This is a genomic window from uncultured Arenimonas sp. (assembly GCF_963976025.1).
Lineage (GTDB): Bacteria > Pseudomonadota > Gammaproteobacteria > Xanthomonadales > Xanthomonadaceae > Arenimonas.
Window position 1 is genome coordinate 1 of record NZ_CAXBJS010000079.1, and the last position, 11,947, is coordinate 11,947.

General features: G+C 69.3%; 16 protein-coding genes. 10 read left to right on the top strand and 6 right to left on the bottom strand.

Annotation, left to right across the window (positions count from 1 at the left end; translation table 11 throughout):
- Nucleotides 1-109 precede the first annotated feature (109 nt).
- Nucleotides 110-598 carry a transposase gene (locus tag AACZ35_RS07825; RefSeq protein ID WP_339827939.1) on the top strand — a complete coding sequence of 163 codons (489 nt, stop codon included), beginning with the start codon at nucleotides 110-112 and terminating at the stop codon, nucleotides 596-598.
- 80 nt (nucleotides 599-678) lie between these two features.
- On the opposite strand, the gene hda is transcribed toward AACZ35_RS07825, so the two are convergent.
- Genes hda through AACZ35_RS07845 form a run of 4 tightly spaced genes read right to left on the bottom strand, consistent with a single transcriptional unit; the run spans nucleotide 679 to nucleotide 4,293 of the window.
- Nucleotides 679-1,386 carry a DnaA regulatory inactivator Hda gene (hda, locus tag AACZ35_RS07830; RefSeq protein ID WP_339827943.1) on the bottom strand — a complete coding sequence of 236 codons (708 nt, stop codon included), beginning with the start codon at nucleotides 1,384-1,386 and terminating at the stop codon, nucleotides 679-681.
- The gene (locus AACZ35_RS07835) at nucleotides 1,383-2,564 is read right to left on the bottom strand and encodes an AI-2E family transporter (RefSeq protein ID WP_339827945.1); all 1,182 of its coding nucleotides are present in this window, start codon (nucleotides 2,562-2,564) and stop codon (nucleotides 1,383-1,385) included. Before AACZ35_RS07835 ends, hda begins: the two co-directional genes overlap by 4 nt.
- A complete protein-coding gene (locus AACZ35_RS07840) occupies nucleotides 2,561-3,121 on the bottom strand; it encodes a CDP-alcohol phosphatidyltransferase family protein (RefSeq protein ID WP_339827947.1) in 561 nt (186 codons plus the stop codon). The genes AACZ35_RS07835 and AACZ35_RS07840 overlap by 4 nt, the downstream gene beginning before the upstream one ends.
- A complete protein-coding gene (locus AACZ35_RS07845) occupies nucleotides 3,118-4,293 on the bottom strand; it encodes a DUF2066 domain-containing protein (RefSeq protein WP_339827950.1) in 1,176 nt (391 codons plus the stop codon). Before AACZ35_RS07845 ends, AACZ35_RS07840 begins: the two co-directional genes overlap by 4 nt.
- A 160-nt stretch (nucleotides 4,294-4,453) precedes the next feature.
- On the opposite strand from AACZ35_RS07845, the gene purM reads away from it, so the two are divergent.
- From purM to AACZ35_RS07865, 4 genes are all read left to right on the top strand, one after another.
- A complete protein-coding gene (gene purM / locus AACZ35_RS07850; protein ID WP_339827953.1) occupies nucleotides 4,454-5,485 on the top strand; it encodes a phosphoribosylformylglycinamidine cyclo-ligase in 1,032 nt (343 codons plus the stop codon).
- Between the two features lie 2 nt (nucleotides 5,486-5,487).
- Nucleotides 5,488-6,165, top strand: a complete 678-nt coding sequence (gene purN, locus AACZ35_RS07855; protein WP_339827955.1) for a phosphoribosylglycinamide formyltransferase — start codon at nucleotides 5,488-5,490, stop codon at nucleotides 6,163-6,165.
- Nucleotides 6,158-6,874 (top strand): DUF3108 domain-containing protein, encoded by a 717-nt coding sequence (locus AACZ35_RS07860; protein WP_339827958.1) that lies wholly within the window; start codon nucleotides 6,158-6,160, stop codon nucleotides 6,872-6,874. Before purN ends, AACZ35_RS07860 begins: the two co-directional genes overlap by 8 nt.
- 135 nt (nucleotides 6,875-7,009) lie before the next feature.
- Entirely contained in the window at nucleotides 7,010-7,312 is a 303-nt protein-coding gene (locus AACZ35_RS07865) for a HigA family addiction module antitoxin (protein ID WP_339827960.1), read from the top strand.
- Nucleotides 7,313-7,326: 14 nt separating this feature from the next.
- Here AACZ35_RS07865 and murA read toward each other — a convergent pair whose 3' ends face one another.
- The gene (gene murA, locus AACZ35_RS07870) at nucleotides 7,327-8,586 is read right to left on the bottom strand and encodes a UDP-N-acetylglucosamine 1-carboxyvinyltransferase (RefSeq protein ID WP_339827962.1); all 1,260 of its coding nucleotides are present in this window, start codon (nucleotides 8,584-8,586) and stop codon (nucleotides 7,327-7,329) included.
- A gap of 13 nt (nucleotides 8,587-8,599) precedes the next feature.
- On the bottom strand, nucleotides 8,600-8,845 hold the full coding sequence (locus tag AACZ35_RS07875) for a BolA/IbaG family iron-sulfur metabolism protein (protein ID WP_339827965.1): 246 nt from the start codon (nucleotides 8,843-8,845) through the stop codon (nucleotides 8,600-8,602).
- 70 nt (nucleotides 8,846-8,915) lie between these two features.
- Here AACZ35_RS07875 and AACZ35_RS07880 point away from each other — a divergent pair, with 70 nt between their 5' ends.
- The 5 genes from AACZ35_RS07880 to AACZ35_RS07900 all read left to right on the top strand — a co-directional run.
- A complete protein-coding gene (locus tag AACZ35_RS07880; RefSeq protein WP_339827967.1) occupies nucleotides 8,916-9,917 on the top strand; it encodes a KpsF/GutQ family sugar-phosphate isomerase in 1,002 nt (333 codons plus the stop codon).
- Nucleotides 9,918-9,924: 7 nt separating this feature from the next.
- On the top strand, nucleotides 9,925-10,464 hold the full coding sequence (locus AACZ35_RS07885; protein WP_339827969.1) for an HAD family hydrolase: 540 nt from the start codon (nucleotides 9,925-9,927) through the stop codon (nucleotides 10,462-10,464).
- On the top strand, nucleotides 10,461-11,027 hold the full coding sequence (lptC, locus tag AACZ35_RS07890) for an LPS export ABC transporter periplasmic protein LptC (RefSeq protein ID WP_339827971.1): 567 nt from the start codon (nucleotides 10,461-10,463) through the stop codon (nucleotides 11,025-11,027). Before AACZ35_RS07885 ends, lptC begins: the two co-directional genes overlap by 4 nt.
- The gene (gene lptA / locus AACZ35_RS07895; RefSeq protein WP_339827973.1) at nucleotides 11,003-11,497 is read left to right on the top strand and encodes a lipopolysaccharide transport periplasmic protein LptA; all 495 of its coding nucleotides are present in this window, start codon (nucleotides 11,003-11,005) and stop codon (nucleotides 11,495-11,497) included. Before lptC ends, lptA begins: the two co-directional genes overlap by 25 nt.
- Nucleotides 11,497-11,947, top strand: a 451-nt coding sequence (locus AACZ35_RS07900; protein ID WP_339827975.1) for an ATP-binding cassette domain-containing protein, incomplete at its 3' end; no start/stop codon positions are given. The genes lptA and AACZ35_RS07900, both read left to right, overlap by 1 nt.

An 11,947-nucleotide genomic window follows, 5' to 3' on the forward strand; every position in this document is an offset into this window, starting at 1 on the left:
CTTTTGACTTTGCCTTTGGCAAAGAAGGGATTCGCGCCTGAAGGCGCTCCTACAGCGGGTGTGAGGGATTGCTGATGGTGGGGCGGCGGGCTGCCGGCCAGGCTGGGGCATGCCGTATGTACTGGATTCGCCGGGACAAAAGTCGCTGCGGGTTGGCCGTCGGTCCTTGTCCGGCCAGGGTTATTTCCTGACCTTTACGACCCACGGCCGGGAACGGATTTTCGCCGACTGGGCTTCTGCGAGCGTCATGTCCCGACTGGTTTCCAAGCCTGAGAATTGGCCCGGTTCCCGACTCCTGGCTTGGGTGCTAATGCCGGATCACTGGCACGGATTATTGGTGCTTGAGCCCCAGGGCAACCTCGCGAAGGCGATCGGACATGCCAAGGGCGTGACCGCGGCGACGTTCAACCGGGACGCAGGCAGATCTGGCGCGCTTTGGGCGCGGGGCTTTTATGACCGGGCGGTGCGCAGTGAAGCAGGCCTGCGAAAAGCAGCGCGGTATCTGGTGGCCAACCCGCTGCGCGCGGGACTGGTTGGCCGGATCGGCGATTACCCGTATTGGGACGCCGCCTGGCTAACCGACGACAACCCCTTGTAGGAGCGCCTTCAGGCGCGAATCTTTTGATCTCGATCTGGCTTTGCCTTTGGCAAAGAAGAGATTCGCGCCTGAAGGCGCTCCTACAACGGGGAGTCGGGACTTGTCCCCAATTGCTGGCGGAGGAAGGGGATGGTGATGCGGCGCTGGGCGGCGAGGCTGGCGCGGTCGAGTTGGTCCAGCAGGCGGGTGAGGCTGGCGAGGTCGCGGTCGACGCGGCGCAGCAGATAGTCGAGCACGGCGTCGTCGAGTTCCAGGCCGCGGCGGGCGGCGCGCTGGCGCAGCAGGTCGCGGCGGCCGGCTTCGTCCAGTGGGTCGAGATTGATGCGCGCGCACTGGCCCAGGCGGGTTTGCAGGTCGCGCAGCATCAGGCCGATGTCGGTGGGGTTGCCGCGGGCGGCGTAGATCACCGCGCCGGCGTCGGCACGGGCGCGGTTGTGGAAGTGGAACAGCGCTTCTTCGTCTTCGGCGTTGCCGGCGATCGCCTCCAGCCCGTCCAGGCACAGCAGGTCGGCGTTTTCCTGCTGGGCCAGGCCGGCGGCCAAACGGCCGGCGAAGGCGGTCATCGGCAGGTAGGCGGCGCGGCGGCCGGCGGCCACGGCTTCGGCGCAGGCGGCCAGCAGCAGGTGGCTCTTGCCGCTGCCGGCGGGGCCGGCCAGGTACAGCCATTCAAACGACGCCCCCGTGGCGGCGGCGTGCATCGCGGCGCGCGCGGCGGGGTTGCCCAGGAAAGCGTCCAGGCGCTGGTCCGGCGGCGCGCGCAGGCCCAGCGGCAATTGCGGGGTGTTCATGGTTCTTTCGAGGGAGGGACTTCAGTCCCGGTCTCGTTCGGGACTGAAGTCCCTCCCACGGGGTCCCGGCCAGCGACGATGACACCCGACTCGTCGTCGGCGCCGTAGAGCTCGCTTTGCGTGTACTGCGCGTAGACGTAGCGGCCCAGCACCACCGCCACCGCCGCGATCGGCAGCGCCAGCAGCACGCCCAGGAAACCGAACAGCTGGCCACCGGCCATCACCGCGAAGATGACCGCCACCGGGTGCAGGCCGATCTTGTCGCCCACCAGCCACGGCGTCAGCCAGAAGCTTTCCAGCAGCTGGCCCAGGCCGAACACGCCCAGCACCAGCGCCAGGTGCAGCAAGTCGCCGTGCTGCACCAGGGTGGCGATGACCGCCGCGCCCAGGCCAACGATGGCGCCCAGGTAGGGCACGAAGGCCACCAGGCCGGCCACCAGGCCGATCAGGATGCCAAGGTCGACGCCCACGGCCGTCAGGCCCACGCCGTAGATGACGCCCAGGGCGATCATCACCGTCAGCTGGCCGCGGATGAAGCCGCCAAGCATCTGGTCGGATTCGTGCGCCAGCTTGACCACCGTGGGTTCGATCGGGCGCGGCAGCAGCTCGCGCGCCCTGGCCATCATTTCCGGCCCGTCGCGCATGAAGAAGAAGGTCACCACCGGGATAAGCGCCAGGTTCACCAGCAGGTTCACCAGGGCCATGCCCGACTTCGAGATTTCACCCATCATCGAAGCGGCGATGCCGCCGGCCTGCTTCCAGTGCTGCTTGAACAACTCGATCAGCTGGCTCGGATCCACGTAGCCGGCGAGGTCTATCTTGAAGCGGTCCTCGGCCCAGGGCACGGCGGTGCCGGTAAGCCACTGGCCAAAGCGCGGCAACCAGTCGATGAACTTCGACACCTGGCTTTCGATCAGCGGGATAAGCAAAAGCACGCCCAGGATCAGCCCCAGCGACATCAGGGTGAACACCAGCAGCACCGCGGCGGTGCGCGACCGGCCGGTGCTTTCGATCTTGCGCACCAGCGGGCCACCCAGCCACGCCAGCAGCGCGGAGATGACGAAGGGGGTAAGCACCGGGCCCAGCAGCCAGATCAGCACGCCCAGGAACACCAGTACCGCCAGCCACTGCCAGGGGCGACGGTCACTGAAGGGGTTGGACATCGGACGGGTGTTCATGCGGCGGGTTTCCCTCGGTGCTGCCAGGCCTTCACACCATAGCGGACAACATAGTCCACGCCACTGACGAAGGTAAGAAAAGCCACGCCCAGGGTGATGTCCATCAGCCGGTTCAGCGGCACCGCCCAGCCGGCGCGGTCGAACAGGCAGACCAGCACCAGGGCGATCTGCGCCACGGTGGTGACCTTGCCCAGCCAGCTGGGTTCGCCGTCGTAGGGGCCGGCCAGGCGCCACCAGACCATGGCGCCGCCCAGGATCACCAGGTCGCGCGCCACCACCAGGGCCACCAGCCAGGTCGGCAGGGCCCCGGCCAGCCACAGGCCGACGAAGGCGCAGCCCAGCAGGGCCTTGTCGGCCACCGGGTCGAGCAGGCTGCCCAGGCGGCTTTGCCAGCCGAAACGTTTGGCCAGGAGGCCGTCCACGGCGTCGCTGGCGCCGGCGACCACGGCCAGCCACAGGGCTTCAGGGTAATAGCCTGCCCACAGCAGCCACAGCAGCACCGGCGCCATCGCCAGGCGCAGGCTGGTGATGGCGTTGGGCAGGTGCCGAAGGTTCATGGGCGCAGGCGGTAGCGGGCCACGGCCGGTTCAGCCGGCGGTACCCTGCCGGGCGTGGCCACGTAGGCCGGGCCTTCGGCTTCGAGCACGTCGCCGGCGGCCAGGAAACTTTCGAAGGCCGGCACGCCCACCGCCAGGTCCAGGCGCAGGCGCAGGCTGTCGGGCGTGGCTTCTTCGACTTCCAGTTCACGCACCACCGGCAGGGTCTGCAGGTAGCCCATGGCGCGGGTGAAGTCCTCGGCCATGCGCAAGCCGGTGATCAGCACGTGCTGCACGGCCGGCTCACCGACGTCGGCGCGGGTGGCGTCGCGGCGGGCAATGGCGTCGGCGGCACCGTCGGCGCCCGAGGCCAGGGCGCGCTGGGCGCTGGGGTCGGAGAACGACCAGCGGGAAAGCTCGCTGTCGCCGTGGGTCAGCACCCAGTCGGCGGTCCAGCCCTGCCCTTCGCGGAACAGGCGGCCCAGCAGCTGGGTCTGGTGGCCGTAACGTTCGGTCAGGGCCGCCATCGGGCCGGGATTGCGGGCCCAGATGGTGTCCACGGCGGCCTGTTCGACCGCGCTGCCGGCGGGCAGGCCGAAGCTGAGGCCGCGTTCGGTGCCGCGGGTCGCCAGCGGCTTGACCACGTTGATCTGGCTGGCGTTCACCAGCCGGGCGCCGCGGCCGTCATCGATGGCCAGCCACAGGATCGGGCTGGGCCGGTCCGGACCCCAGTACGGCAGGCCGGCGCCGACGATCAGCGCGTCCACCCGGTTGGGGTCGAACTGCACCTGCAGCGTGGTTTTGTAGATCGGGGCGCCGCCGATGGCGGTATTGCCCTGCTGGTCGGACACGCTTTCGGAGCTGCGCTCTTCCAGGACGAAGCTGGCGGCATTGGGCAGGGCGCGGCGCACCACCGGGTTGGCGCTGGCCAGCGGTTCGCCGGTCAGCTTCACCAGCACCTGGGCCAGGGCCCGGGCGGTGGCGGCGCGGCGTTCGCCGGCGGACTGGCCAATCAGTTCGCTTTCGCCGGTGTACAGGGCCATGTCGCGCGGGGCCGGGGTGTCGGCCAGCAGGTCGGCGGCGGCTTCTTCAGGCAGCGGCACCTCGGGCGCCTGGGCCTGCGCGGTGGCGAACGGCACGGTCGCCAGGACCAGCAGGGCGGCGAACAAACGGGCGTGGGAGCGTGGGCGCATGGACTCGGGGGCGTGCGGGGCAGGCTGGAATGGTGCCGGATAGCCGTCGGCGCGTCCAACGCCCCAAAACCGGGGTCAGAGTCGAATTTCCTAAATTCGACTCTGACCCCGGTTTTTGGCGGCTGGTAGAATGCGGGTCTTTCCCAGCGCCGGACCTGCCGTGACCACGCCCACTCCCCTCACCTACCGCGACGCGGGTGTTGATATCGACGCCGGCAATGAACTCGTCGAGCGCATCAAGCCGCTGGTCAAGCGCACCTTCCGGCCGGAAGTGATGGGCGGCCTGGGCGGCTTCGGCGCGCTGTTCGACCTGGCTGGCAAGTACCGCGAGCCGGTGCTGGTCTCGGGCACCGACGGCGTGGGCACCAAGCTCAAGCTGGCCCAGCAGCTGGGCCGCCACGACACCATCGGCATCGACCTGGTCGGCATGTGCGTGAACGACGTGCTGGTGCAGGGCGCCGAGCCGCTGTTCTTCCTGGACTATTTCGCCACCGGCAAGCTCGACGTCGACACCACCGTCGCCGTGGTTTCCGGCATCGCCAAGGGCTGCGAACTCGCCGGCTGCGCCCTGATCGGCGGCGAAACCGCGGAAATGCCCGACATGTACGGCCCGGGCGAATACGACCTGGCCGGCTTCACCGTCGGCGCGGTGGAAAAATCGCAGCTGCTCGACGGCGCCAAGGTGCGCGAAGGCGACGTGCTGCTGGGCATCGCCTCGTCCGGCCCGCATTCGAACGGCTATTCGCTGGTGCGCCGCATCTACGACCGCGCCGGCCGCCCGGCCGACCTCGACGTTGGCGGCGTCAAGCTGATGGACGCGCTGATGGCGCCGACCACCCTGTACGTGAAGCCGGTGCTGGAACTGCTGGGCAAGCACGAACTGCACGCCATGGCCCACATCACCGGCGGCGGCCTCACCGAAAACATCATCCGCGTCATCCCCGACGGTCTGGGCCTGGACATCGAAGCCTCGGCGATTCAGCTGCCGCCGGTGTTCGACTGGCTGCAGCGCGAAGGCGCGGTGGCGCGCGAGGAAATGTGGCGCACCTTCAACTGCGGCGTCGGCTTCGTGCTGGTGCTGGCCCCGGGCGACGTGGCCGCGGTGTCGGCCGACCTGCAGCGCCTGGGCCTGGCGCACCGCGCCATCGGCCAGGTGGTGAAGGCCGGCGCCGAGCGCGTGCGCATCGGCTGAAGATGCCCGGATTCCGGATCGCGGTACTGGCCTCGGGGCGCGGCAGCAACCTGCAGGCGCTGCTGCGCGCCATCGACGCCGGCCAACTGCCGGCCCGCATCGTCGGCGTGTTTTCCGACAAACCCAAGTGCGGCGCCATCGCCATCGCCCGCGACCACGGCCTGCACACCGTTGCGCTGAAACCGCGCGACTACGCCGATCGCGCCGCCCACGATGAAGCGCTGTTCAGCGCCGTGGCCGATGTTCAGCCCGACCTCATCGTCTGTGCCGGTTACTTGCGCATCATCTCCGATGCCACCGTGCGCCGATTCGAGGACCGAATGATCAACCTGCACCCTTCCCTGCTGCCCCGCCACCCGGGTCTGGACACCCACGCCCGCGTGCTGGCCGCCGGGGAAACCGAGCACGGCGCCAGCGTGCACGCGGTCATCCCGGCGTTGGACGCCGGCCCGGTGCTGGCGCAGGTGCGCCTGGACGTGGGCACCGGTGATACGCCCGAATCCCTGGCCGAACGCCTGTCGCCGCGCGAACACGCGCTGCTGGTGGCCTGCACGACCGCGATTGCCGGCGGTCGCGCCCGGCTGGCCGGCGGCCGCTGGTTGTTCGACGGCCAGGCGCTCGACCAGCCGCTGCGGCTGGACAACCGCGACCAGCTGCAGCGGGAGACCGCGCATGCGTAAGTTCCTGCGCGGCGCGTTCGCCGCCTGCGCGCTGGCCCTGCCGCTGCTGGCCGGCGCCGCATCGCCGCCCAAACCCTTCAGCGCCGACTACGAAGTGCGCCGCAACGACCAGCGCATCGGCACCGGCCAGGTCTCGCTTCAGCACCTCGCCGACGGCACGTTCGAACTGGTGACCCGCAGCAAGGGCACGGAAGGCCTGGCCGCGCTGGCCGGCGTCGAGCGCGAGGAACGCTCGCGCATGCGCTGGACCGGTGCCGGCCTGGAACTGGTGGACTACCGCATGAATCAAACCGCCGGCTGGAAGAACCGCGAAGAGCAGCTCACGCTCGATCGCGCCCGCCGCCAGGTAAGCAGCCGCTGGAAGGACCAGTCGGCCACGTATGCGGCCCCGGACGGCGTGCTCGACCCGCACGGCACCACGGCCGCGATCATGGTCGCCCTGGCGGGCGGCGAACGCGGCACGATGCACTTCAAGGTGGCCGAACGCCGCGCCGTCGAAACCCAGTCCTACGAAGTTGCCGCCGCGGTGCGCCTGCGCACGGCCATCGGCACCGAACGCGCCCTGCGCGTGGAACGCCAGCGCAGCGCCAGCAACGGCCGCATCACCAAACTCTGGTTCGCCCGCAACCACGGCTGGCTGCCGCTGCGCATCAAGCAATACGAATCCGACGGCGAAACCCTGGACCTGCGGATCACCGCGATCCGCTGAGGCAAAACCGGGGTCTTGCTCTATACCGTTTATCGGTATACGATACGACCGCATGGCCATTCAATATTTGTTTTGTTTGGACCGACGAGGGCCCGGCGAGCGTCGAGATCGTCGACTACCACTGAGGTGACAGCCATGACCAGGAAGCTTCCCCCCGTACACCCCGGCGAGATCCTTCGCGAGGAGTTCATGGTCCCCTTGGGACTTTCCAGCAATGCCGTGGCCCGGGCGATCTGCGTCACGCCCAGCCGGGTAAACGATATCGTGCGCGAACGTCGGGGCATCACTGCCGATACCGCGCTGCGGCTGGCCCGGCTGTTCGACACTTCGCACCAGTTCTGGATGAACCTGCAGGCGAATTACGACCTGCAGTGCGCAAAGGACAATGCGGGCAAGGACATCGCCACGATCAAGCCCCTGGCTCGCGCCGCCGCCTGAAGCCCGGTTTTTCTTCAGCTCGGCAGGCGGCGGATCTTGGCGCCGAGGGTGCCGAGCTTTTCTTCGATGTTCTCGTAGCCGCGGTCGATGTGGTAGATGCGGTCGACCACGGTTTCGCCCTTGGCGACCAGGCCGGCCAGCACCAGCGACGCCGAGGCGCGCAGGTCGGTGGCCATCATCGGTGCGCCGGTCATCTGGGCGACGCCGCGGATGATGGCGGTGTTGCCCTCGATGCGAATGTCGGCGCCCAGGCGCTGCAGCTCGTTGAGGTGCATGAAGCGGTTTTCGAAGATCGTTTCCGTGATCACGCCCACGCCGTCGGCGATGGTGTTCAGGGCCGCGAACTGCGCCTGCATGTCGGTCGGGAAGGCCGGGTACGGCGCCGTGGTCAGGTTCACCGACTTGGGCCGGTTACCGCGCATGTCCACGGTGATCGAATCGGCGGTGACCGTGAGGTGGGCGCCGGCTTCCTCGAGCTTCACGAGCACCGCATCCATGGTGTCGGCGCGGGTGCGGCGGGCGGTGACGCGGCCGCCGGTCATGGCGCCGGCCACCAGGAAAGTGCCGGCTTCGATGCGGTCGGGCAGCACGTCGTAGTGGATGCCGTTGAGGCGGTCGACGCCGCGCACCACGATGCGGTTGGTGCCCGCGCCTTCGATGTCGGCGCCCATGGCGATAAGGCAGTTGGCCAGGTCCAGCACCTCCGGCTCCATCGCGCAGTTCTCCAGCACGGTGGTGCCCTTGGCCAGGGCAGCGGCCATCAGCACGTTTTCGGTGCCGGTGACGGTGATCATGTCGAACACGTAGCGGCCGCCGCGCAGGCGTTCGGCGCGGGCCTTGATGAAACCGTTCTCGACCGTGACCTCGGCGCCCAGCGCCTGCAGGCCGCGGATGTGCTGCTCGACCGGGCGCGAACCGATGGCGCAGCCGCCGGGCAGCGACACTTCGGCGTGGCCGAAGCGGGCCAGCAGCGGGCCCAGCACCAGGATCGAGGCGCGCATGGTCTTCACCAGCTCGTAGGGCGCCACGGTAGAGGTGATGAAGCGCGGGTCGGCGGTGATGGTGAGCTTTTCGTCCACCATCAGCTGCACGCCCATCGCGCCCAGCAGTTCCATGGTGGTGGTGACGTCGTGCAGGTGCGGCACGTTGCCGATCGAAATCGGGCCGTCGGCCAGCAGCGTGGCGGCCAGGATGGGCAGTACGGCGTTCTTGGCGCCGGAAATCTGCACGTCGCCGTTTAGCGGCTCACCGCCGGTGATTACGATCTTTGCCATGTTGTCTGGGGTCTCAGGCCTGGGCGGCCTTGTCGGCTTCTTCGGGTGTCAGGGTGCGCAGGGCCAGGGCGTGGATTTCGCCGCCCATCTTCTCGCCCAGCGTGGCATAGACCATGCGGTGGCGGGCCAGCGGCAGCTTGCCGGCGAAGGCGTCGCTGACCACGGTGGCCTCGAAATGCACCCCGTCGTCGCCGCGCACCTGGGCGCGGGCGCCGGGCAGGCCGGTTTCGATGAGTTCCTGGATGATTTGGGGATTCATGGGCGAGCGGGGCGCGACGGGCGCGCAGGCCTTACAATGCGGCCCCGCATCATACTCCCTGCGCCCGCCCATGAATGCCCCCCCAGCCGCCCTGGCAGTCACCGACGAGGCCCTGATCGCCAGCGGCCGCGCCGTCATCGACATCGAGGCGCAGGCCCTGGAAGCCGTGAAAGGCCGCCTTGGCGCCGACTTCGCCGCCGCCTGCCGGCACATGCTGGCCTGCACCGGCCGGGTGGTCTGCACCGGCATGGGCAAGTCCGGCCACATCGCCACCAAGATCGCCGCCACGCTGGCTTCCACCGGCACCCCGGCCTTCTTCATGCACCCGGGCGAAGCCAGCCATGGCGACCTGGGCATGGTGACCGACGCCGACGTGGTGCTGGCGCTGTCGAACTCCGGCGAAAGCGACGAAATCCTGTCCATCGTTCCCTCGCTCAAGCGCCAGGGCAACGTGCTTATTTCCATGACCGGCCGCCCCGGCTCCAGCCTGGCCCGCCTGGCCGAGGTGCACCTGGACGCCAGCGTGCCGGCCGAAGCCTGCCCGCTGGGCCTGGCGCCGACCTCGTCCACCACCGCCGCCCTGGCCCTGGGCGACGCGCTGGCAGTGGCCCTGCTCGAAGCCCGCGGTTTCACCGAAGAAGACTTCGCCCGTTCGCACCCGGCCGGCGCGCTGGGCCGGCGCCTGCTGCTGCGCATCCGCGACATCATGCATTCCGGCGACGACGTACCGAAGGTGGGCATCGACGCCAGCGCCACCGAAGCCCTTCTGGAAATGACCCGCACGCGCCTGGGCATGACCGCCGTGGTCGATGCCGGCGGCGTGCTGCAGGGCGTGTTCACCGACGGCGACCTGCGCCGCTGCCTGGACGACGAGGACACCGACCTCAAGGCCACGCCGGTCAGCCAGCTGATGGGCCGCTCGCCCAAGTCCATCGGCGCCGACGCGCTGGCGGTGGAAGCGGCGCACCTGATGGAGGAGTACAAGATCAACGCCCTGGTGGTGCTGGACGAGCAGCGCCGGGTGATCGGTGCCCTGAATATTCATGACCTGTTGCGCGCACGCGTGGTGTGATCCTTTGATGACCCTTTCCGAATCCGATATCCGCGACCGCGCCGGCCGCATCCGCCTGGCCTGCTTCGACGTCGACGGCACGCTCACCGACGGCCGCCTGGAATACGACGGCGAAGGCCGCGAGTCCAAGGCCTTCCACGTGCTCGACGGCCTGGGCATGAAGCTGCTCGAGGAAAACGGCGTCGCCGTCGCCATCATCACCGCCCGCCGCAACGCCGCCATCCAGGCGCGCGCCCGCGACCTGGGCCTGCAGCACGTTTACACCGGCGTGAAGGACAAGGGCGCCGTGCTGCTGCAGCTGTGCGAAACGCTGGAGCTTTCGCCGGAAGAAGCCACCCACATGGGCGACGACCTGCCCGACCTGCCGGCCCTGCTGCAGGTCGGCCTGGCCGCGGCGCCGGCCAATGCCCACCCCTGGGTCGCCGAACGCGTGCACTGGCAGTCGCGCCTGCGCGGCGGCGAGGGCGCCGTGCGTGAACTGTGCGACCTGATCCTGGACGCCAAGGGCCTGCGCGCCGCCGTGCTGGAGCAATTCGGCGCGGCATGAACCGCAATTTCCTCAACACGCTGCTCCTGCTGACGGCCATCGGCCTGGGCAGCTACGCCGTGTGGCAGTGGCAGCGCAGCCAGGTGCCGCCGCCCGAGCCGGCGCAGCGTTCGGACTACGTGCTGCGCGACTTCGAGCTCACCGCGCTCGACGACGCGGGCGCCGAAGCCTTCACCGTGGTGTCGCCGTACCTGGAACGCGACCCGAACGGCAAGAGCCTGGACATCCGCCTGCCGCGTTTCACCTTCCCGGGCGAAACGGGGGCCTGGCAGGCGCGTTCGGACACCGCCTGGGTCAGCCCCAAGGCCGAAGAGGTGCAGCTGCGCGGTGGCGTCAGCCTGGTCGGCCCGGCCAGCGAGTCGGGCCTGCGCACGCGCTTCAATACCGGCACGCTGGCGGTTTTCCCGGGCGACCAGCGCGCCAGCACGGACGACCGGGTTAACATCACCCAGGGCGAGTCCTTCTTTGCCGGCACCGGCCTGCGGGTGGACCTGGCCGCCAAGCGTTTCCAGCTGCTCAACGACACCAAAGGAACCCTATGCGCCACGCCAGCAAGCTGCTGATCCTCGCCACCGTGCTGGTCGCCGCGCCGGCGCTGGCCAAGTCGGGCGACCGCAACCAGCCCATGGACATCAGCGCCGACCGCACCGACGCCCAGCTCGGCGACGACAGCGTGTCCACGCTTGAAGGCAATGTGCGCATCCGCCAGGGCACGCTGGAAGTCGACGCCGCCCGCGCCGAAGTGCACCGCGCCGCCGGCGACATCAACCGCATCGTGCTTACCGGCAGCCCGGCGCGCCTGCGCCAGGTGTCCGACGCCGGCGAACCGATGGACGCCCAGGCCAACCGCGTCGTCTACCTGCTGGCCGACGAATCGATGATGCTCACCGGCAACGTCGTCATCACCCAGCCGCGCGGCAACCTGCGCGGCGAAACGGTGAAGTACGACATCAACACCGGCCGCATCGACGGCGGCGGCGACGGCGCCCGCGTGTCCATGCGCATCCTGCCCAAGAACGCCGCGGCCGACTGATGCTCACCGCAACCGGCCTGGCCAAGCGCTACCGCTCGCGCCAGGTGGTGCACGACTTCGCGATGGAAGTGCGCCCCGGCGAAGTCGTCGGCCTGCTCGGCCCCAACGGCGCCGGCAAGACCACCTGCTTTTACATGGTCGTGGGCCTGGTCGGCCCCGACGCCGGCCGCATCACGCTCGACGGCCGGGACATCACCAGCCTGCCCATGCACGAACGCGCCCGCCTGGGCCTGGGCTACCTGCCCCAGGAAGCCTCGGTGTTCCGCAAGCTCAGCGTCGCCGACAACATCCACGCGGTGCTTGAACTGCGCAAGGACCTCGACGCCACCGGCCGCGCCAACGAACTGGCCGCGCTGATGGAAGAACTGCAGGTCGGCCACGTCGCCGAACAGCTGGGCGCCAGCCTGTCGGGCGGCGAACGCCGCCGGGTCGAGATCGCCCGTGCCCTGG